General features: G+C 67.8%; 19 protein-coding genes. 9 read left to right on the top strand and 10 right to left on the bottom strand.

Annotated features, from left to right (window positions below):
* Nucleotide 1 precedes the first annotated feature (1 nt).
* The gene (locus AC5P9C_RS06875; RefSeq protein WP_343541904.1) at nt 2-1,198 is read right to left on the bottom strand and encodes a cell surface protein; all 1,197 of its coding nucleotides are present in this window, start codon (nt 1,196-1,198) and stop codon (nt 2-4) included.
* Between the two features lie 299 nt (nt 1,199-1,497).
* Here AC5P9C_RS06875 and AC5P9C_RS06870 point away from each other — a divergent pair, with 299 nt between their 5' ends.
* Together AC5P9C_RS06870 and AC5P9C_RS06865 are read left to right on the top strand one after the other, a co-directional pair.
* On the top strand, nt 1,498-1,932 hold the full coding sequence (locus AC5P9C_RS06870; protein WP_414615024.1) for an EamA family transporter: 435 nt from the start codon (nt 1,498-1,500) through the stop codon (nt 1,930-1,932).
* Between the two features lie 31 nt (nt 1,933-1,963).
* Nucleotides 1,964-2,356, top strand: a complete 393-nt coding sequence (locus AC5P9C_RS06865) for a DUF3224 domain-containing protein (RefSeq protein WP_495205117.1) — start codon at nt 1,964-1,966, stop codon at nt 2,354-2,356.
* A 12-nt stretch (nt 2,357-2,368) separates the two neighbouring features.
* Here the strand turns inward: AC5P9C_RS06865 and AC5P9C_RS06860 are convergent, their stop codons facing one another.
* From AC5P9C_RS06860 to AC5P9C_RS06835, 6 genes are all read right to left on the bottom strand, one after another.
* Entirely contained in the window at nt 2,369-3,010 is a 642-nt protein-coding gene (locus AC5P9C_RS06860; protein ID WP_414615003.1) for a response regulator transcription factor, read from the bottom strand.
* Nucleotides 3,003-4,058: a sensor histidine kinase gene (locus AC5P9C_RS06855; protein WP_343543900.1), complete on the bottom strand. Its 1,056-nt coding sequence runs from the start codon at nt 4,056-4,058 to the stop codon at nt 3,003-3,005. Before AC5P9C_RS06855 ends, AC5P9C_RS06860 begins: the two co-directional genes overlap by 8 nt.
* Nucleotides 4,059-4,567: 509 nt before the next feature.
* On the bottom strand, nt 4,568-5,308 hold the full coding sequence (locus tag AC5P9C_RS06850) for an MgtC/SapB family protein (RefSeq protein WP_057494873.1): 741 nt from the start codon (nt 5,306-5,308) through the stop codon (nt 4,568-4,570).
* 31 nt (nt 5,309-5,339) lie between these two features.
* Complete coding sequence (mgtA, locus tag AC5P9C_RS06845; protein ID WP_414615001.1) at nt 5,340-8,099, bottom strand: magnesium-translocating P-type ATPase; 2,760 nt, start codon at nt 8,097-8,099, stop codon at nt 5,340-5,342.
* Between the two features lie 63 nt (nt 8,100-8,162).
* Nucleotides 8,163-8,462 carry a hypothetical protein gene (locus AC5P9C_RS06840; RefSeq protein ID WP_049467132.1) on the bottom strand — a complete coding sequence of 100 codons (300 nt, stop codon included), beginning with the start codon at nt 8,460-8,462 and terminating at the stop codon, nt 8,163-8,165.
* Between the two features lie 292 nt (nt 8,463-8,754).
* Nucleotides 8,755-9,054 (bottom strand): EF-hand domain-containing protein, encoded by a 300-nt coding sequence (locus tag AC5P9C_RS06835; RefSeq protein ID WP_343541036.1) that lies wholly within the window; start codon nt 9,052-9,054, stop codon nt 8,755-8,757.
* A 262-nt stretch (nt 9,055-9,316) separates the two neighbouring features.
* Between AC5P9C_RS06835 and AC5P9C_RS06830 the strand changes: the two genes are divergently transcribed.
* From AC5P9C_RS06830 to AC5P9C_RS06815, 4 genes are read left to right on the top strand one after another with little or no spacing between them, the layout of a single operon-like run.
* Nucleotides 9,317-10,486, top strand: coding sequence for an efflux RND transporter periplasmic adaptor subunit (locus tag AC5P9C_RS06830; protein ID WP_343541038.1), 1,170 nt, complete (start codon nt 9,317-9,319; stop codon nt 10,484-10,486).
* Nucleotides 10,483-13,596, top strand: coding sequence for a multidrug efflux RND transporter permease subunit (locus AC5P9C_RS06825; protein WP_343541040.1), 3,114 nt, complete (start codon nt 10,483-10,485; stop codon nt 13,594-13,596). Before AC5P9C_RS06830 ends, AC5P9C_RS06825 begins: the two co-directional genes overlap by 4 nt.
* Entirely contained in the window at nt 13,593-14,282 is a 690-nt protein-coding gene (locus AC5P9C_RS06820) for a heavy metal response regulator transcription factor (RefSeq protein ID WP_005413570.1), read from the top strand. The genes AC5P9C_RS06825 and AC5P9C_RS06820 overlap by 4 nt, the downstream gene beginning before the upstream one ends.
* Entirely contained in the window at nt 14,279-15,640 is a 1,362-nt protein-coding gene (locus AC5P9C_RS06815; protein ID WP_343541043.1) for a heavy metal sensor histidine kinase, read from the top strand. The genes AC5P9C_RS06820 and AC5P9C_RS06815 overlap by 4 nt, the downstream gene beginning before the upstream one ends.
* Nucleotides 15,641-15,649: 9 nt before the next feature.
* On the opposite strand, the gene pip is transcribed toward AC5P9C_RS06815, so the two are convergent.
* Nucleotides 15,650-16,609 (bottom strand): prolyl aminopeptidase, encoded by a 960-nt coding sequence (gene pip, locus AC5P9C_RS06810; protein WP_343541044.1) that lies wholly within the window; start codon nt 16,607-16,609, stop codon nt 15,650-15,652.
* A gap of 114 nt (nt 16,610-16,723) precedes the next feature.
* Here pip and AC5P9C_RS06805 point away from each other — a divergent pair, with 114 nt between their 5' ends.
* From AC5P9C_RS06805 to AC5P9C_RS06795, 3 genes are all read left to right on the top strand, one after another.
* A complete protein-coding gene (locus AC5P9C_RS06805; RefSeq protein ID WP_057494866.1) occupies nt 16,724-17,389 on the top strand; it encodes a TraX family protein in 666 nt (221 codons plus the stop codon).
* Nucleotides 17,390-17,852: 463 nt separating this feature from the next.
* On the top strand, nt 17,853-18,209 hold the full coding sequence (locus tag AC5P9C_RS06800; RefSeq protein ID WP_329850257.1) for a hypothetical protein: 357 nt from the start codon (nt 17,853-17,855) through the stop codon (nt 18,207-18,209).
* Between the two features lie 111 nt (nt 18,210-18,320).
* The gene (locus tag AC5P9C_RS06795; RefSeq protein WP_414614999.1) at nt 18,321-19,409 is read left to right on the top strand and encodes a DNA glycosylase AlkZ-like family protein; all 1,089 of its coding nucleotides are present in this window, start codon (nt 18,321-18,323) and stop codon (nt 19,407-19,409) included.
* Between the two features lie 16 nt (nt 19,410-19,425).
* Here the strand turns inward: AC5P9C_RS06795 and AC5P9C_RS06790 are convergent, their stop codons facing one another.
* Together AC5P9C_RS06790 and AC5P9C_RS06785 are read right to left on the bottom strand one after the other, a co-directional pair.
* The gene (locus AC5P9C_RS06790; RefSeq protein WP_049467152.1) at nt 19,426-20,502 is read right to left on the bottom strand and encodes an ATP-binding protein; all 1,077 of its coding nucleotides are present in this window, start codon (nt 20,500-20,502) and stop codon (nt 19,426-19,428) included.
* Nucleotides 20,503-20,505: 3 nt separating this feature from the next.
* Complete coding sequence (locus AC5P9C_RS06785) at nt 20,506-21,222, bottom strand: response regulator (RefSeq protein ID WP_223224780.1); 717 nt, start codon at nt 21,220-21,222, stop codon at nt 20,506-20,508.
* Nucleotides 21,223-21,257: the final 35 nt, after the last annotated feature.

The following is a 21,257-nucleotide window of genomic DNA, read 5'->3' as shown; positions in this document are numbered from 1 at the left end:
TTCAGCGCGGCTCCGGGCTTGGCGGCGCCTGCAGCAGGGCAGCGAAACGCTGCTTGCCCTGCTCGACATACTCGGCGATCTCGGCCGAATCGCGGGTGGCCTGGTTGCGCAGCTGCTCGATCTCCTGCAGCGAGGTTTCCTGGAAGCGCACCACTGCATCGACCAGCTTGCGCACCGAATCGACGCCGATGGTGGCGCCATAGCCGGCCTTCAGGCCCTCGTGCAGGACGTCGTCGCCGATGTTGGCCACCGCTTCCAGGCCCTTGGAGGTGCCCTCGGTCATCGCGTTCAGCGCCTGGGTGGACTCGTGCAGGCCCATCTGCGTAGTGAAGGCGAGGTTCAAGGCGGTGAAGCTGGTTTCATTGGTGGAGAAGAACGCCACCGAGCGCTCGTTGACGCGGCGCTTGACCTCGTGCGACTGGTGCACGCGCAGCATGATCGCCTCGGACGTGGCGTAGTTCACCTGCAGGTTCTCGGCCAGGTCCTTGGCCAGCTGGTAGCGCGACTCTTCGGCCTGCTGGGTGCGCAGGGCCTCATCGCGGGCCATGACCAGGCGGCCAGTGTCGGCAGCATCGGCGCCCGGGTCGGCCGACTCCACGCGCTGCTGCGCCTGCTTCAACGCTTCGCGCGCATCGGCCAGCGCCTGCTCCTGCAGCTTCAACAGTTCATGCGCCTGGATTTCCGCATCCTTGATCGACAGGCGGAAGTCGCCGTACATCTCCAGCACGCGCGATTCGCGCTGCAGCTGTTCGGCCGAATCGCGGCTGACCTCCAGGAAGGTGCGGCGGATCTTCTCGAACCGGCTCGGGATGTCGCCGCGGGTCACCTTCATCCACAGGTTCTGCAGGCGCTCGCCCATGTCGATCCTGCCGTCGCGCACCTGTTCGACCATGGCGCTGGCATCATCGCGGATGCTGTCGAAGGCGCGGATGATCTCGGTGTAGCGGTCCGACACCTTGGCCGAGCTGATTTCGTCACGCATCACGGCGTTGAAATGACCGGACTGCTGCAGCACGCGGGCAATGGCCACCACCCGGCCCTGGTCGAGGGTCGACAACTGCGAGACCAGCGCGATGGCCGGTGCGTTGTTGTCCTGCGGAGCGGCCAGGCCCAGGCTCCGCAGCGTGGCCATGGCGCGGTCGAGATACTTGATCGGTGCCGAAGCAGCCGGCGTGGCAAGGAGAGTGTTCTCGGGCATTTCGGCGGCTCCGGTCAGGGCAAACGATGGGAAAACTGCCGCGCGGAACGGGCAGGGTGCTGCGAATCGAAGGGGAAGTTGAGCGCAAGCCGCGCGCTGCACGGCCGGCCGGCCCGCTCGCGGGCAGCGGGCCCGCTCTGGGCGAGGAGGGTGTCCTGTTCAAGCACGGTGCAATCCCTGCAGATCGCCCCATGGCGATTCCTGGCCCATTGTAGCGGCGGTGATGGGCAGGTGAAGCCCCACCGATGGCAGGGTGGAGTAGCGTTGGCACACCCGCCGAGCAGGCAAGCGAGGGCTTCGTGCAGAACCTACCGCAATGGTTGCTCTGGGCTGGACTGTCCGCCATGTTCGCAGCGCTGACCGCGCTGTTTGCCAAGGTTGGCGTCAAGGGCGTCGACTCGGACCTGGCGATGGCCATCCGCACCCTGGTGGTGGCGGCGGTGATCCTGCCGCTGGTGGTGCTCACCGGCAAATGGTCCAACCCGCTGCTGCTGCCCGGGCGCACCCAGCTGTTCCTGGTGCTGTCGGCGCTGGCCACCGGCGCCTCGTGGCTGTTCTACTTCCGCGCGCTGCAGAGCGGCGAGCTGGCCAAGGTAGCGGTGGTGGACAAGTTCAGCGTGGTGCTGGTGATCGTGCTGGCCTACCTGTTGCTGGGCGAGCGGCCCAGCCTGCGGGAGTGGAGCGGCATCGGGCTGGTGGTGGCCGGGGTGATCGTGCTGGCGACGAAGAAGTAGCGGAATCCGACTGATCAGACAGGAGCGCGGGATGCAGGGTGAAGCACACGGTACGTTTGAAGTGGATCTGCGACCGGTCGGTGGCAACGACGGCCCGATCGGGGTGATGTCGATCGACAAGACCTTCACCGGCGACCTGCAGGGCAGCAGCGTCGGCCAGATGCTGGCCTTCCGCACGCCGGTGCAGGGCTCGGCCGGCTATGTGGCAATGGAACGGGTGACGGCCACGCTGGCCGGGCGCCAGGGCGGCTTCACCCTGCAGCACACCGGGCTGATGACCCGCGGCACGCCGGAGCTGAGGGTGGTGGTCGTGCCCGATTCCGGCAGTGATGGCCTGCTGGGCCTGGCCGGCACGCTGGAGATCACCGTCAGCGAGGGCCGCCACGCGTACCGGCTGCTGTATTCGCTGCCCGATCCGCCGTAGGTGGGGCGGCGCTCAGCCGGAACCGGCCTGCAGGCGGTCGTACATGCGCACCAGGTCGACCAGGGTGCTTGCGCCCATCTTGCGCATCACCTGCGCGCGGCGGACCTTCACCGTGATCTCGCTGACCCCGAGGTCACCGGCGATCTGCTTGTTGAGGCGACCGCGTACCACGCCATCGACCACCTCGCGCTCGCCAGCATTCAGTGAATCCCAGCGCTGCTGCAGCGCGCCCAGAACGTCGCCTTCGCGGCGGCGCTGGCGGTCGATCTCGATGCCCTTGTGGATGGCATCGAGCAGTTCCTGGTCACGGAAGGGCTTGGTCAGGAACTCGATGGCGCCGTCCTTGATCGCGTTGACACCCATCGCGATGTCGCCGTGGCCGGTGATGAACACCACGGGCAACTGCAGGCCATGGCTGCCCATCGTGCGATGGAATTCGAGGCCGCTCTGCCCGGGCATCCGCACATCCAGCACCAGGCACGCCGGCGCGTCTTCCAGGTCGTGTTCGAGGAAGGCCTGGGTGGACGCGAACGTCCGCACCTGCAGGCCCATCGAGGCCAGCAGGTCTTCCAGCGCCGCGCGTACAGAGGGATCGTCGTCGACCACATAGACGATGGGTGCTGGATCGATGGCCGCGGCCGTGGGCTTACGCATGGTGGACATCCGTGGCGACCGGCAGGTCGAAGACGAAGCAGGCACCGCCGCCTGCCGGGCGTTCGGCACGGATCTGGCCGTCGTTGGCCTCGATCATCGAACGGCTCAGGCTGAGGCCCAGCCCCAACCCGTGTGACTTGGTGGTCCAGAACGCGTCGAACACGCGCTCGGGATGCTCGGCGGGCAGGCCGACGCCACGATCGCGCACGCTGAGGCTGACCCGTTGGCCATCACGCCGGGTCAGCAGGGACAGGCGGCGATCAGCGGCAGGCACCGCTTCCATCGCGTCCACCGCATTGAGGATGAGGTTGCCGACCACCTGCTGCACCTGCACGCGGTCGGCATGCACCGGTGGCAGGTCGGGGTCCAGCAGCAGGGCTACGGCCACGCCATGCCGGTCCAGTTCGCTGCGCGACAGCGCCAGCATTTCCTCCACGGCCTGGTTCAGGTCGAAGGCGCGTCGTTCCGGTGCCGCGCCCTGGGTCAGGCCGCGGATGCGGGCGATCACGTCACCGGCGCGATGCGCGTCGGCGAGGATGCGGGCCACGGTCTGCCGCGCCTTGTCCACGTTCGGTGGGTCCTGCGCGAGCCAGCGCTGGCAGGCCTCTGCGCTGCTGGCGATGGCCGCCAGCGGCTGGTTCACTTCATGCGCGATGGAGGTGGTCAGTTCGCCCACGGTGGACGCGCGCGCCACCCGCAACAGGCGGCCCTGCGCCTCCTGCACGGCGGCCTTGGCCGCTTCCATGTTCAGCGCGAGGTAGGTGGTGATGCCGATCACCAGCATGCCGATCACCGAGTTGACCAGGCCGATGCGGTAGATGCCGAAGCGGGTCAGGAAGAAGCTCAGCCCGGTCAGCGCGATGCAGGCGATGGCCAGCGTGATCAGGCCGCGGGCGGCCAGCACGCGCGACGCCGCGAGAATGACCGCGGCGTAGAAGCAGGCGGCGGCAACCGCGTAATCGGTGACGGTGTCGATCAGGAAGATCGCGGCCATCACGACGATCAGGGCCAGCAGCACCAGCGGGCGGCGGGGCGACAGCGATGGCATCGGGACGGCTCCCTGGCGTGGAGTGAAAGGATAGCAAAGCCGCCCTCGGTAGATGCCGACCGGTAGTGCCGGCCGCTGGCCGGCAACTGCACGGTGTTGCCGGAGCTCATGAGGTTGCCGGCCAGCGGCCGGCACTACCGCAGCGGTGGGCGCGCCGAGGCGATGCATGGTGCGTCCGGGATCATGAGGTTGCCGGCCAGCGGCCGGCACTACCGCAGCGGTGGGCGGGCCGAGGCGATGCACGGTGCGTCCGGGATCATGGGGTTGCCGGCCAGCGGCCGGCACTACCGCAGCGGTGGGCGCGCCGAGGCGATGCATGGTGCGTCCGGGATCGTGAGGTTGCCGGCCAGCGGCCGGCACTACCGCAGCGGTGGGCGTGCCGAGGCGATGCACGGTGCGTCCGGGATCATGAGGTTGCCGGCCAGCGGCCGGCACTACCGCAGCGGTGGGCGTGCCGAGGCGATGCATGGTGCGTCCGGGATCATGAGGTTGCCGGCCAGCGGCCGGCACTACTCTTCCAGGCTGGCGTTCCAGAACCCCTGCAGCACGCCGGGCGTGGTTGCCAGCGTGGCAAGAACCGCATCCAGCTCTCCGGCATCGACCGCGGTCGCGTACAACACGGCTTCGATTTCCACGTCACGTTCGCCGAATGGGCGCTGGTCCACCGCGCGCACCGGGTACTGCGCCTGCTCCAGCAGCAGCAACAGCCGGTCCAGCACCTCGGCCTGCTGCTCGCGCTGGCAGACCACGTTGATCGCATACGTGGCCTCGCTGAACGCTTCCGGTAGCGGCTGCCGCTGGATGCGGTTCACCACCGGCCGCAGCAGGGTGTTGGCAGCCAGTACGAACACAGCGGCCAGCACCGCTTCGGGCAGCAGCTTGATGCCGGCACACGCGCCCACTGCCGCCGATCCCCACAGCGTGGCCGCGGTGTTCAGGCCGGACACCTGCGCGCCCTCCTTCATGATTGCGCCGGCACCTAGGAAACCGACGCCGGAGATCACATAGGCGACCACATGCAGTGGCGACGGCGGGCCGCCATACAGGTCATGGAAGCGCACCGCCAGGTCGACGAACACCGCTGCACCCACTGCCACCAGTGTATTGGTACGCAGGCCGGCGGTGCGCTGGCGCAGCTGCCGCTCCAGGCCGATGACCGTGCCCAGCACGAACGCCACCGACAGGCTGATCAGCGAGCTGAGGGTTGCGCCGGCGTTGAACGCCGGCAGGTTCGGATTGATGTCGAGCATCCATTTCTCCCTGGACGAGGCCGGCGGGCGCCTACTGCCAGCCGTAACGACGGATGTAGAACTTCTTCAGCGCAGTGGTCAGCACTGCATAGCCGACCAGGATCGCGACCAGGAACGGCCAATAGCCGGCGGGCAGCGCCTGCAGCTTGAAGTAGCCGGCCAGCGGGCTCATCGGCAGGAACACGCCGATGGCCATGATCAGGCCGGTCATCAGCAGCAGGGGCGGCGCGGCGATGCTCTGCAGGAACGGCACCTTGGGCGTGCGGATCATGTGCACGATCAGGGTCTGGGTCAGCAGGCCGACCACGAACCAGCCGGACTGGAACAGGCCCTGGTCGGCCGGCGTGCGCGCGTCGAACACGTACCACATCAGTGCGAAGCAGGTCAGGTCGAAGAGCGAGCTGATCGGCCCGAAGAACACCATGAAGCGGCCGATGTCCGCCGGGTTCCACTTCAGCGGCCTGCGCACCAGTTCCTCGTCAACGTTGTCGAACGGGATGGCGATCTGCGAGATGTCGTACAGCAGGTTCTGCACCAGCAGCTGCAGCGGCAGCATGGGCAGGAACGGCAGGAAGGCCGAGGCCACCAGCACCGAGAACACGTTGCCGAAGTTGGAGCTGGCGGTCATGCGGATGTACTTCAGCATGTTGTTGAACGTGCGCCGGCCCTGGATGACGCCTTCCTCCAGCACCATCAGGTTCTTCTCCAGCAGGATGATGTCGGCCGCCTCCTTGGCGATGTCCACCGCGCTGTCCACGCTGATACCGATATCGGCTGCGCGCAGCGCCGGCGCATCGTTGATGCCGTCGCCGAGGAAGCCGACCACCTTGCCCTGCGCGCGCAGCTCGCGCACCAGCCGCTCCTTGTGCAGCGGCGTCAGCCGGGCAAACACGCGATGGTGGTGCAGCGCCCGCGACAGCGCGCCGTCGTCCATGCGCTCGATCTGCGGGCCGGTCAGGATGGTGTCCGCGTCCAGTCCCACCTGAGCGCAGACACGGGCGGTCACCAGCTCGTTGTCGCCGGTGAGTACCTTCACTTCCACGCCATGCGCGGCCAGCGCCTGCAGCGCCTGTGCGGCCGATTCCTTCGGCGGGTCCAGGAACGCCACGTAGCCGACCAGGGTCAATCCGCACTCGTCAGCCTGCGCGTACACCGTCTGGTGGGCTGCGGTCTCCTTCATCGCCACCGCCACCACGCGCAGGCCCTGTTCGTTCAGCTCCTCGGTGGTCTGCCGCACCCGCGCCAGGCGACGCTCGTCCAGCGGCATGTCCTGGCCGTTCTCGCGCACGGTGCTGCATACCGCCAGCATCTCTTCCACCGCGCCCTTGCAGATCAGCTCATGGTGGTCCTCGCGTTCGGACACCACCACCGACATGCGGCGGCGCTCGAAGTCGAACGGGATCTCGTCCACCTTGTGGTAGTCCTGCGACAGCCGCAGCGAGCTCTGCAGCTCCACGTGCTCCAGCACCGCGCGGTCCAGCAGGTTGATCAGGCCGGTCTGGAAGTGGCTGTTGAGATAGGCGAACTTCAGCACGTCTTCCGAATCGTGGCCGAACACATCGGTGTGGCGCTCCAGCGCGATCCTGTCCTGGGTCAGGGTGCCGGTCTTGTCGGTGCACAGCACTTCCATCGCGCCGAAGTTCTGGATCGCATCCAGGCGCTTGACGATCACCTTGCGCCGCGACAGCAGCACCGCACCCTTGGCGAGGGTGGAGGTGACGATCATCGGCAGCATCTCCGGCGTCAGGCCCACCGCCACTGACAGCGCGAACAGGAACGCCTCGGTCCAGTCGCCCTTGGTCCAGCCGTTGATCAGCAGCACGAACGGCACCATCACCAGCGCGAAGCGGATCAGCAGCCAGCTGACACTGTTGACGCCGGCCTGGAACGCGGTCGGCGCACGGTCGGTGGCGGTGCTGCGCTGGGCCAGCGTGCCGAAGTAGGTGCGGTTGCCGGTGGCCAGCACCACGGCGGTGGCGGTGCCTGACACCACGTTGGTGCCCATGAACAGCAGGTTGTGCTGTTCCAGCAGGCCAGCCAGGCCGTCGCCGGGGTGCGCGAACTTTTCCACCGGCAGCGATTCGCCGGTCATCGCGGCCTGCGCGACGAACAGGTCCTTGGCGGTCAGCACGCGGCAATCGGCCGGAATCATGTCGCCGGCCGACAGCACGATGTGGTCGCCGGGCACCAGCTCGCGGATCGGCAGGTCCAGCAGGCGTGCCGGGCGACGGCTGTGCAGGTGCGCGCCGAAATACTGGTCGGCCACATCCGCAGCCTCGGTGCCGGGATTGCGGCGCAGCACGCGTGCGGTGTTGCCGACCAGGGCCTTCAGCCGCTCGGCGGCACGGTTCGAACGACCCTCCTGGACGAAGCGGATCAGCGTGGACAGCAGCACCATCGCGCCGATCACCACGGTGGCCTTGATGTCCTCGGTCAGCCAGGACACCGCCGCCAGCACGGTCAGCAGCAGGTTGAACGGATTGCGGTAGCACTGCCACAGGTGGCGCCACCACGGCAGCGGCTTTTCGTGATCCACCTCGTTGGGGCCGAGCGTGGCCAGCCGCTCCTCGGCTTCATGCGGGCTGAGGCCATCGGCATGCGAGCCCAGCGTGGCCAGCAGTTCGGCTTCCTCCTGCTGGGCAAGGGTGACCAGGCCCGTGGTGAGCGCGAACGGCGCCGCCTCGGCGCTGCCCGGGCCGAATCCGGCCTCGGGCATCGCGCGGCGGCGGAACAGGTTGCCTGCGCGGCGGCTGCGCAGGAAGGCGTTGAACCAGGCATTGAGCAGGCTCATGGGACGCTCCTTGAATGTCAGAGCCGGCCGCAGCCGGAACACGAACGGAATGGGTGAGGCAGATCAGGCGTGGCGCATCGCCAGCACCGCCGGCGACCACGGCTGCATGTGCAGGCGCTGGCTGCCGCCGATGCATAGCGGTTTCATTGCATCGCGCAGGGGATAGGGCAGGTGGCGCAGCACATTGATGCGCTCGCTGATCGGCAGCAACGACAGCGCGTCGGCTACCACGCGGGGTGAACCCAGCGACAGCGACCGGGCGAACATGACCGGGCCGTGCTGCAGCAGTTGGCTGCGCAGGCCGGCGACATCGCGCTCACCGATCAGGCGGCGCAGGGTGATGTAGAGGATCTTGTAGGACATGGGGGCGATCTCCAGGCAGGCGGCGCCTGGCGGTCCCCCGTCACTCAGGCAGGCAGGGACCGGCGGGCAGGCGCCAGGAACAGGCAACAAGCGGTCATCCGGGGCGCGGTGCGCCCGGCAGGGTCGGGGTCCATCTGCGTCTCCATGAGGGGAGGGTGCCAGCCAGGGTTGCCCTGGCCAGTGGCGCTATTGTCCGCCCCTGAATGGGGCAGGCCTAGAGGCCCGTGGGTTAGCCCGGCTATACCTTGGTATAGCCGGGCATGCGCAGCGCCAATCGAGGTTCAGTGGTGGATCAATGCGAAGCGCTGGTCTGCTTGCATACGTCGTACTCGCCACGGGTCAACGTCTTGTCACGGTCGGTATCGCAGGCATGCAAGCGTTCGGCCCAGTCCGGAGCCACTGCATCGACTTCCGCCAGGGTGACAATGCCGTCCTTGTCCTTGTCCAGCGACTCATACGGCGGTATCAGCTTCACTTCGGTGACGTCCTCGGCGGCGGTGGCCTTGCTCGCCTCCTGGGTCCTGGAACAGGCACCCAGCAGCAGGCCGATGGTAATGACGAGGACAGCAGGAACGTAGCGAATACCGGTCATGACAGGCTCCAGAAGTGGGGACGCGGGCCACGGGTGTGGATGGCCACGGCCGGATATTCGGCCCGGATCTGTAAGCGAGCTGCGAAGAACCGAGCGGGTCGCCAGATGGCGGTGGGCCACCGTTCACCCGCCTGCCCCACGCGTGTACCGGCCGCACCTGACGAAATTGTCAGGCAGGCGACAGCAAGGCGCCGGAGGCCAGCCGGGAGGATGGCATCAGGCCCGCGCAGCCCCCGCGCCGGCACCGGTATGGATCCCTGTCATGCGAATTCCCTTCCTGTCCGCACGAATGCGTCGCCGCCACCTTGTCCTGGGCGTGTTGCTGCTGGTGGTGTCGTCGCTGGTGATGCTGTTCCAGGGTGTGCCGCGCAGCGACGCGCAACCGGCCAATGCGCCGCCGCCGGTACCGGTGGTGACCGGCCGTGTCGAGCAGCGCGACGTGGCGCATTGGCGCAGCGGCGTAGGCACGGTGCAGTCGTTGCAGAGCGCCGTGCTGCGGCCGCAGGTCGATGGGGTTCTGACCGAGGTGCTGTTCGAGGAGGGCCAGAAGGTGCGCAAGGGCCAGTTGCTGGCCCGTATCGATGATCGTGCGATCCGTGCCGACCTGGGAGGCGCACAGGCTGCGGTGGTTCGCGACCGTGCCACGCTGGATGCCGCGCGCTCGGACCTGGCGCGGCTGCAGCACCTGTCTACCGACCAGCTGGTTTCGCGGCAGATGCTGGAGCAGCAGGCGGCCACGGTACAGCAGCTGCAGGCCACCGGGCGTGGCAATCAGTCGGCGGTGGATGCCGCACAGGTGCAGCTGTCGTACACCCGTATCCTGGCGCCGATGGATGGCCGCATCGGCCTGCGCCAGGTGGACCCCGGCAACCTGGTGCGTGCCACCGATACGCAGGGACTGGTGACGGTGCAGCAGACAGATCCGATCTCGGTGGTGTTCGCGCTGCCGCAGGACGCGTTGCCGCAGCTGCGGCAGGCACTGGCTGCCGGCGACGTGGCGGTGCAGGCGCTGGACCGCGATGGTGGCCAGCGCCTCGCCGAAGGCACGCTGCAGGTGATCGACAATCAGATCGACGAGACCTCCGGCACAGTGCGGTTGCGTGCCCGCTTCGCCAATGCCGACGACCGGCTGTGGCCCGGGCAGCTGGTCAGCGTGCGGGTACGCATCGGCCAGACCACGGACGCACTGGTAGTGGACGCTGCGGCAATCCAGCGCGGTGTCGAGGGCAGCTTCGTCTACCGCGTAGTGGGGGATGGGAGCGTCGAGGTGCTACCGGTCACCGTCGGTGAAGCCGAGAACGGGCAGGTGGCCATACAGGGCGAGCTGCGGGTGGGTGATGTGATCGTGCGCGATGGCCAGTCGCGCCTGCGCCCGGGTGTGGTCGTCACTGAAGCCGGCGCACCGGTTGCCAGGGCCGGGGCCGCACCATGAGCACCCGCGTTTCGCTGTCCAGCTGGTTCGTCCGGCATCCGGTGGCCACCACGCTGCTGACGCTGGCGGTGATACTGCTCGGCGTGGCCGCGTTGCCACGGCTGCCGGTGGCACCTCTGCCTGAAGCGGAATTCCCGACCATCCGCGTCAATGCCAGCCTGCCTGGCGCCAGCGCCGAGACCATGGCGTCGGCGGTGGCTACGCCACTGGAAACGCAGCTGACCGGCGTGCCCGGCATCATCGAGATGACCTCCACCAGCGCGCTCGGCAGCACCTCGATCACGCTGCAGTTCGATCTGGAAAAGAACATCGATACCGCCGCACAGGAAGTACAGGCGGCAATCAATGCGGCGGCCGGGCGCCTGCCCAGCGACCTGCCGAACCTGCCGACCTGGCGCAAGGTCAACCCGGCCGACAGCCCGATCCTGGTGCTCAGCGTGGTCTCGGCACAGATGTCGATGACCGAGCTGAGCGACCTGGCCGAGAGCCGCTTGGCGCGTTCGATCAGCCAGATCAGTGGCGTGTCCGAGGTCAATATCGTCGGCCAGCAGCGCCCGGCCATCCGCATCCAGGCCCAGCCGGAGCGGCTGGCAGCGATGGGCATGACCCTGTCCGACCTGCGCGGCGTGGCCCAGAACGCCAGCCTCAACCAGGCCAAGGGCGCGCTGATGGGCGAACAGCGCACGTCCACCTTCGAGGCCAACGACCAGCTGTTCGATGCCCAGGACTACCGCCAGCTGGTGGTCGCCTACCGGCAGGGTTCGCCGGTCACGCTGGGCGATGTCGCGCAAGTGGTCGACGGTGCCGAGAACGCCTACGTGCAGGCGTGGCCGAACGGGCAGCCGGGCGTGGGCCTGATCATCAGCCGGCAGCCGGGCGCGAACATCGTTCGCACCACCGATGCGGTGCTGGCCGCCTTGCCGGAGCTGCGCGCCAACCTGCCGGCCAGCGTCGATGTGGAGGTGCTCAACGACCGCACGCGCACCATCCGCGCGTCGCTGCACGAGGTGGAGGTCACCCTGGTGCTGACCATCGTCCTGGTGGTGCTGGTGATGGGGCTGTTCCTGCGCCAGCTCTCGGCCACGCTCATCGTCGGTGCGGTGCTGGTCGTAGCGCTGGTCGCCACGTTCGCCGCAATGTATGTGGCCGGCTTCAGCCTCAACAACCTCACCCTGGTCGCACTGGTGGTAGCGGTCGGCTTCGTGGTGGACGACGCCATCGTGGTGGTGGAGAACATCCATCGCCATCGCGAGGCCGGTTTGGGACCCGTGGAAGCGGCACTGAAGGGTGCCGAGGAAATCGGCTTCACCGTGGTGTCGATCAGCCTGTCGCTGATCGCGGCGTTCATCCCGCTGCTGTTCATGGGCGGCGTGGTCGGGCGCCTGTTCGCGGAGTTCGCGATGACCATCACGGTCGCGATCCTGATCTCCATCGTGGCCTCGCTGACGCTGGCGCCGATGATGGCTGCGCACCTGATGAAGCGCATGCCGGCCCATCGCGACGGCCAGGACACGCTGGCCGGGCGCCTGTTGGCCGGCTACGACCGCAGCCTGCAGTGGGCGTTGGGCCACCAGCGGCTTGTCCTGCTCGGCTTCGGCGCGACGGTGGTGGTAGCGGTGGCCTCGTACGTGGTGATCCCGAAGGGCTTCTTCCCGCTGCAGGACACCGCCTTCGTGTTCGCCACCACCGAAGCGGCACAGGACATCGGCTTCGAGGAGATGGCGGCCAAGCACCAGCAGCTGGTGAAGATCGCCGCCGAGGATCCTGCGTTGCAGGCCTACAACCATGCGGTGGGCGCCACCGGTGGCAGCCAGACCCTGTCCAATGGCCGCTTCTGGTTCATCCTGAAGGACCGCGGCGACCGCGACGTGGACGTACATGGCTTCATCGACCGGCTGCGCGCGGAGATGGCCAGCGTGCCGGGCATTACCGTGTACATGCGGGCGGCGCAGGACATCAACCTGGGCGCGGGGCCGGCGCGTACGCAGTACCAGTACGCACTGCGCGGCCAGGACAGCCGCGAGCTGTCACGCTGGGCCGAGCAGCTGACCGAACACCTGCGCGGGCTGCCGCAGCTGCGTGACGTGTCCAACGATCAGCAGGTCGGCGCCAGCGTTACCCGGCTGCAGATCGATCGCACCGCTGCGGCGCGCTTCGGCTTGACCGCCAACGATATCGACCAGGTGCTCTACGATGCGTTCGGCCAGCGCCAGATCAACGAGTTCCAGACCGAGACCAACCAGTACCGGGTGATTCTGGAGATCGCGCCCGGCCTGCTTGGCCAGGTCGATGCGCTGTCCTACTTCCACCTGCGTTCGCCGCTGACCGGGCAGATGGTGCCGCTGTCGGCGGTGGCCCAGGTGCAGCCGCCGGGCAACGGGCCGCTGTCGATCAGCCACAACGGCATGCTGCCGGCGGTGAACCTGTCGTTCAACCTGGCGCCGGGCGTCTCGCTGGGTGAGGCGGTTACCCTGGTCGAGCAGGCACAGGCGCAGATCGGCATGCCCGACAGCATCAACGGGCGCTTCCAGGGCACCGCACAGGCGTTCCAGGAATCGCTGGCCAGCCAGCCGTTGCTCATTCTGGCGGCGCTGCTGGCGGTCTACATCATCCTCGGCGTGCTGTACGAGAGCTTCGTGCACCCGCTCACCATCCTGTCCACGCTGCCGTCGGCCGGTATCGGTGCCGTGCTGATGCTGTGGCTGTGGGGGCTGGATTTCTCGATCATGGCGCTGATCGGCATCGTGCTGCTGATCGGCATCGTCAAGAAGAACGGCATCCTGATGGTCGACTTCGCGCTGGATGCCCAGCGCAACCGCGGGTTGACCCCGCTGCAGGCCATCCACGAGGCCTGCCTGACCCGCTTCCGCCCGATCATGATGACGACGTTGGCGGCGCTGCTGGGTGCCATTCCGCTGATGATCGGCTTCGGCACCGGCTCGGAGCTGCGCCAGCCGCTGGGTGTGGCGGTGGTCGGTGGCCTGCTGATCAGCCAGTTGCTGACCCTGTACAGTACCCCGGTGATCTACCTGGCCCTGGACCGGCTGTTCCTGCAGCGCCGACGCGAACGCAGGGCGGCCGCCGGTGCCGCGCTGACGGAGCCCGGATGAAACTGCTGATCGTCGAGGATGAGAGCAAGACCGCCCACTACCTGCGCACCGGCCTGGGCGAGCAGGGCTGGGCGGTCGACCTGGCCGCCGACGGCGTGACCGGCCTGCACCTTGCCCGCGAGTTCGACTACGACGTGATCGTGCTGGACGTGATGCTGCCCGGCATGGACGGCTTCAACGTGCTGCGCGAACTGCGCCGCAGCAAGCAGACCCCGGTGATCATGCTGACCGCGCGCGACCGCGTGGATGACCGCGTGCACGGGCTGGGGCAGGGTGCCGACGACTACCTGGTCAAGCCGTTCTCGTTCATCGAACTGCTGGCGCGCCTGCAGGCGCTGGTCCGGCGCGGCCGCCAGCAGGAGCCGACCGAACTTCAGGTGGGCGACCTGCAGGTCAACCTGCTGGCGCGCCGCGCCTATCGTGACGGTGCGCGACTGGACCTGACCGGCAAGGAATTCGCGCTGCTGGCCCTGCTTGCGCAGCGGCGCGGGCAGATCCTGTCCAAGACCGTGATCGCCGCGCAGGTCTGGGACATCAATTTCGACAGCAACACCAACGTGGTGGAAGTGGCGATCAAGCGCCTGCGCAGCAAGCTTGACGGCCCGTACCCCAGCAAGCTGCTGCATACGGTGCGCGGCATGGGCTACGTGCTGGAAGTGCGCGATGACGAGGGTGATGGTCGATGAGGTGGTCGATCGCCCAGCGCCTGTCGGCGATGTTCGCGCTGGCCGCGCTGCTGGTATTCGCCCTGCTGGGCATCGGCGTGTATGGCGTGCTGGAACGGCAGGTGGTGCGTTACCAGCACGCCGAGCTGCAGACCAAGCTGCACGCGGTCAGTGGCAGTGTGGCGATGTGCGATACCCGCGAACGCTGGAGCAAGGTGCGCGACAAGGTCGGGAACCTGATTTCCGGCGACCGCGACACGCTGGTCTGGGCCTGGAGTGACGACCCCACCTTCCGCATTGGTGGTGAGCGCCCAAAGGTGCAGCCACCCAATGGCCACGACAGCGGCATGGGCACGTTGCAGCGCGAGGGCCAGCATCCGCTGCGTACGCTGTATGAGCGCGTGCCCGGCAAGGGCGTGCGGCCGGCGGTGGACCTGTGGATCGGTATCGACTCCGAACCGTACACGCATGCCTTGCAGCGCTTCGCCGTGGCGCTGTGGGTTGCCGGCGGGCTGGGCGTGCTGCTGGTGGCCGGCCTCGGCTACTGGATCGCGCGCCTGGGACTGGCCCCATTGCGCGCGCTTTCGGACGAGGCGCGCTCGCTCAGCCCGCAGCGGTTGTCACAGCGGCTCGGCACACAGGCGCTGCCGGCAGAGCTGGGGCACCTGACGCATGCCTTCAACGGTGCACTGGATCGCCTCGAGGCCGCCTACACGCGGCTGGATGCGTTCAACGCAGACGTGGCGCATGAGCTGCGCACGCCGCTGGCCAACCTGATGGGGCAGACCCAGGTGGCCCTGTCACGGCCGCGCGACAACGCGCAGCTGCAGGACGTGATGCAGTCCAACCTGGAAGAGCTGGAGCGGCTGCGCGCCATCGTCAACGACATGCTGTTCCTGTCGCGGGCCGGGCAGGGCGACATCGCGATGGAGACCCGGCCGGTGGCGCTGGCCGACGAAGTGGCCGCCGCCGGGGACTTCCTTGAATTCCTGTTCGAGGAAGCCGGGCTGACCCTCCGCATCGAAGGTGATGCGACCGCCAGCATCGATCCATCGCTGTTCCGGCGTGCCCTGACCAACCTGCTGCACAACGCCGTGCAGCATGCGCGGCCCGGTACCGAGGTGCGGGTACAGCTGCAGGCCGAAGGCAAGGGCGCGCGCATTGCGGTGTTGAACGAAGGCGATGGCATCGCCGCCGAGCACCTGCCGCTGTTGTTCGAGCGTTTCTACCGGGTTGACCAGGCCCGCGAGTACCGGGGCGAACGCCACCACGGCCTGGGCCTGTCGATCGTCAAGGCCATCGCCGTGCTGCATGGTGGCGATGTGTTCGTGGCCAGCCGCAACGGGCTGACCACGGTGGGGTTCACGGTGGCGTGTTGACGCTGCGGGTCAGGTGCCGTTGCCGAACCGGTCGGCAAACGCATCCGTGGCCCGCACCAGCGCATCGACCGTGGCCGGCTCGTTGGCGCTGTGGCCGGAGGTCACCATCTCCAGGCGCGCTTCCGGCCAGGCCTTGGCCAGGTCCCACGCGCTGCGCGGCGGGCAGATGATGTCGTAGCGCCCCTGCACGATCACGCCGGGCAGGTGGCGGATGCGATCGATATCGCGCAGCAGCTGGTCGGGTTGCAGGAAGATGCCGTTGCGGAAGTAGTGCGCTTCAATACGGGCCTTGGCCAGCGTATCCAGCGGATCATCGGTGGATTGCGCATCCACGTCGTGCTGCAGGGTGGCGGCGTTGTCTTCCCAGCCCAGCCAGGCCTGCGCGGCTTCGATGCGGGTTGCTTGATCCGGGCCATCCATGCGCGCCCAGTAGGCGGCGATCATGTCGCCACGCTCGGCGTGCGGAATGTAGGCCTCGTAGCGGTCCCAGCGCTCCGGGAAGATCCAGCGCGCACCCCCATCGGCCTCGGCGAACCAGCGGTTCTCCATTTCGCGGCCGAGGAACACGCCACGCACGATCAAGCCGGTGGCGCGCCCGGGATGTGCCTGCGCATAGGCCAGCGACAGCGTCGAACCCCAGGAGCCGCCGTAGACCAGCCAGCGCTCGATGCCCAGGTGCTCACGCACCTTCTCGATGTCACCGACCAGGTCCTGCGTGGTGTTGTAGCGCAGCTCGCCGAACGGCGTGGAACGGCCGCTGCCGCGCTGGTCGATCAACACGATGCGGTAGCGCGCCGGGTCGAAGAAGCGGCGATGGGTCGGCGAGATGCCAGCACCCGGCCCGCCGTGCAGGTACACCACCGGAACACCGTCTGGCGTGCCGCACTCCTCGATATGCAGGGTGTGCAGATCGCTCACCTTCAGGGTGAACGCGCGGTAGGGTTCGATGGCGGGGTACAGGGTGCGCATGGCGGGTGTCTCACAAGCAGGGGCGGCCAGCATAGCGCCGCCACCTGCTGGCTGCAGCGACGGACTCCTGCGCGCCGCTGGAAATGGGCTGGCCGATGCGCATAAGCTTCCGCGATGCAAGCGACCACGACCGGGACGACCACGTTCAACCTCACCCTCGGCAGTGGCGCACGCGAGCTGCTGAAGTGGATCGCGCTGCTGACCATGACCGGCGACCACGTGGCCAAGGTGGTCTTCGGCGGCTACGTGCCGGTGGTCAGCGAACTGGGGCGTATCGCGTTTCCGCTGTTCGCGCTGGTGATGGCCTGCAACCTGGCCCAGCCCGGGGCCGATCTGCGCAAATCGATACGCCGGCTCGCGCTATGGGGGCTGATCGCGCAGCCATTGCACGCACTCGCGTTCGGTTCCTGGCTGCCGCTCAACATCCTGCTGACCTTTGCCCTGGCTGCGGTGGCCGTGCACGCGCTGGCGAGTCATCGGCCGGTGCAGCTGCTGCTGGCTGCCGGTGTGCTGCCGATGTTCGTGGACTACCAGTGGGCCGGCGTGGGCGCCGTGCTGTTGGCCTGGATCGCGTTCCGGCATCGGGCGTGGTGGCTGCTGCTGGTTGGGCTTGCGGCGGTGTGCTGGGCCAACCACAACGGCTGGGCGGTGCTGGCCGTTCCGGTGGTGCTGCTGGCCGCGCGGGTGCCGTGGCAACTGCCGCGCTGGCGCTGGGTGTTCTACGGGTACTACGTGGGACATCTGGCGGTGCTGGCGTTGATTGCCCATCTGCTTGCGTAATGTCGGAACTGGCATGTCGCCAGCCTCGAAAGCCGGATGCGGTCAAGGAATGCGCGTCGCAGGTATGGGTGAAGCATGCCGCCATCGGCATGGCGCAAGTTGTTGAATTTTCGGCTCGATTGTCGATATGCGACAATGCCGTCACTGCGTGAATGTCGCTGTCTCAGCACGTGGGTTGTTGGCGCCTGCCACCCCGTTGTGCACATGATGAGGTGCCACCGAAAACGGGTGGCCGGGGCCTGGAAACCTCGTTGAGTAAGTGCTGTTTACGCTTGCCAGCCGGCGTCGCCTTGTGCGGCGTCGGCTGGCATTCCGTTCGCGTTCCATGGCGGGCGGTGCGTGGAGGTGGGCGCAAGCCCACCGCCCGGGTATAGCACTGACTCACGGGATTTCCAGCCACGTACCGTCCGCCGCCTTGATTGTTAAGGGCGGTGGTCCCGCATGCCTTGCACGGAGACCTGCCATGAACGCATCGGAGTTTCCCCATCAGCGCGCCCCGGCCAATGCCGACGAGGGGCACGACAACGCGTCTGATCCCAACAGCCTGATGGCCCTGCTGCATCGCATCGGGTTGGGCGCGGCCGCCGACGGACAGCCCTGGCCCGAGCGCCATCAGCTGCCAGGCCGCTGCCTGGCCTTGGCCGATGCCGACGGCGCACTGGCTGGGCTGCGTATCGTGCAGGAAATCCTGCTGGCGGCCGAACGCGCCCGTCAGAACGGTGGCCCGGAACAGTACGTCGGCGATCGCGTGATGGAAGGTCTGAAGCTGGCCGCGCTGGCGTTGACCAGCCACGCCATCTGCCGCCTGCATCCGGAATGAAACGTTGAACTACGCCGTGCGCGGATGGCGTCGGCGGACCCTCCAGGCACCCGCCAGGCATGGCCTGGCGCTACTGGACGGATCCCGCATGGCCGAGAATACAATGCGGCCATGCCTGCCACGCCCACTCTCGATGATCTGCGCCGCTACGCGGTGGCGCGCACGCTGTTCAAGCCGACCACGCTGCTGACCGCGATCCGGCGGCTGGGCTTCGTGCAGGCCGACCCGATCCGCGCACCCGCACGCGCGCAGGACCTGACCCTGCGCCACCGGGTGAAGGACTACCGCGCGGGCGATCTTGAGCGGCGCTACACGCGTCTGCCGGTGGAAGAGGATTGCCTGGTGAACTATGGCTTCCTGCCGCGCGAGCACCTGGGCTTGATGCATCCGCGCGTGGCCAAGCGGGTATGGGACGCCGACACCGAACGTCGCGCAGCAGATGTACTGGCCTTCGTGCGCGAGCGCGGCAGCGTGCATCCGCGCGAGGTCGACCAGGCGTTCGCGCATGGGCGGGTGACCAACTATTGGGGTGGCACCAGCAACGCCAGCACGCACCTGCTGGAGGGCATGCACTACCGCGGCCTGTTGCGGGTGCAGCGGCGCGACAGTGGGACGCGCATTTATGCGGTGGCCGAACACCCGCAGGCCGACGCCAGCGAACAGGCGCAGATCGAACGTGCTGCCGCCCTGATCGATCTGGTGGTGCGCAAGTACGCGCCGCTGCCGTCGGCCAGCCTGACCTATCTGGTGCGCCTGCTGGGCTATGGCGCTCCGCACCTGGCCGAGCAGACCCGCAAGGCACTGGCACTGGCCAAACAGCAGTTGGCCAGCTGCACGGTGGAGGGCACCACCTGGTACTGGCCGGCGGACGAAAATCCGCGCTCGCGCCGCCACGCGCCGGACGAACAGGTGCGCCTGCTGGCGCCGTTCGACCCGGTGGTGTGGGACCGCCGCCGTTTCGAGCTGCTGTGGGATTGGGTCTACAAGTTCGAGGCGTACACGCCTGCGCCGAAACGCCAGTACGGCTACTACGCACTGCCGGTGTTGTGGCACGACCAGGTGGTGGGCTGGGCCAACCTGAGCATGCGCGAAGGCGAGCTGGTGTCGAGGGTGGGCTATGCCGGCAAGTCGCTGGCCCGCGACAAGGTATTTCGTGGCGCGCTGGACGACGAGCTGCAGCGCATGGCGGAGTTCCTGTAGCACCCAGCGATGGCCCTCAACGACGCACGTGCACCGGCCAGCGGATCTCGAACGCGCTGCCACCACGTTCGGTGGCCCGGCATCGTGCCGTACCGTGATGGGCCACGGCAATCGCGCGCACCACCGCCAGGCCCAGCCCGGAGCCACCGCTCTGCCGCGAACGGGACACATCGGTGCGCTGGAAGGCTTCGAAGATGCTGTCGCGAAGATCGTCCGGCACACCGGGGCCACCATCCTCAACCGTCACGGTGCAATGGCCCTCCGCCAGTGACACGCGGACCTGTAAGGGACAGGGAATGGCGTGGCGCCGCGCATTCTCCAGCAGCGCCAGCACCGCCTGGCGGATGCGCGCCGGATCGCAGTCGGCCAGTGAGGGTCGTGCGTCCAATGTCACCGAGAAACCACTTTCGGTCAGCGCCTCGGACATCGCGTCCACCACTGCCGCCACCTGCACGCGGACATCGCTGCGCTGCAGGCGCAGATCCAGATGACCGCTCTCGGCCAGGCTGACCACGCGCAGGTCCTCGATGATGCGGGTCAGGCCTTCCAGCTGGGTGAGCATGCTGTTGAACTGCTCGGGCCCCGGCTCGAACACGCCTTCGGCGATGCCCTGCAGGCGGCCACGCAGGATGGTCATCGGCGTGCGCAGTTCGTGTGCGATCGCCGCGTTCCAGAACACGCGGTTCTCGGACATCCGGCTGAGCCGCTCGGCCATGGAGTTGAAGTCGTTGACCAGCGTGGCGGCCTCGGCCATCGAGGTGTCGCCACCGCGTGCGCGCGCCTCCAGGTCACCGCTGGCCACGCGACGCAGGCTTGCGGCCACCGAATTCAACGGGGTGATGATGCGCCGGGTCAGGCGCGAGGCGATCAGCGTGGCCAGCGCGACCACCACGGTGGCGGTCAGGCCGATCCACAGCCACTCCAGGCCGGAAGGCATGAGCGTCTTCGGTTCGTCGTACCAGCGCGGATAGAACACATCCAGCAGGTAGTAGAACAGGTAGAAGCCGCTGATCGACAGTATGGTCGAACACAGCGAGGCCACGGTGATCGACAGGCTGATCTGGCGACCGATGCTCTTGCCTTTCGCACTCATCATTCAGTCCAGGAAGCGGTAGCCGACGCCACGGATGGTGGCGGGAACGCCGATCACGCCGACATCCTCCAGCTTGCGCCGCAGCTTGCTGACATGGCTGTCGACGGTGCGCTCCTGTGCATCACCCTCGGGCAGGCAGCTGTGCAGCAGATCCACGCGCGTGTGCACCTGGCGCGGCGCACGCGCCAGGTGCGCGAGCAGGCGGAACTCGGTGAGGGTGAAATTCAACACGTGGACCTGCTCGCCGGCGCACACCGTCACCTCGTGGCTGCGCAGGTCGATCTCGAACGGCCCCTGCCGGATCAGCCCATCGGCCGCGTGCTCGGTGCGCTGCGCACTGCGGCGCAGCACGGCGTGGATGCGCGCCACGATTTCGGCCGGGTTGAATGGCTTGGCCACATAGTCGTCGGCGCCGACGCGCAGGCCGGTCAGCTTGTCCACGTCCTGGTCGAGCGCGGTGAGCATGATCACCGGCGTATTGCCGCGCCGGCGCAGCTCGCTCAGCACCTGCCAGCCGTCCATCCTGGGCATCTGCACGTCCAGCAGCACCAGGTCCGGACGCAGCTGGCGATGGCTGGCCAGGGCCGCTTCGCCGTCAGCGGCGCGGGCACTGCGCAGCCCGGAGCGTGCCAGGTAGGCGCCGAGGATGTCGGCGATTTCACCCTCGTCTTCGGCAATCAGGACCAGGGGCGCCGGTCGGCTGCGGAGTTCATGTTTCATCGGCGGGTACGCGTCTACGGTCGGTGCGGGGACAT

Source organism: Stenotrophomonas sp. YJH_SMC_10 (assembly GCF_059371555.1).
This window is presented reverse-complemented; position numbering and strand designations above follow the sequence as displayed.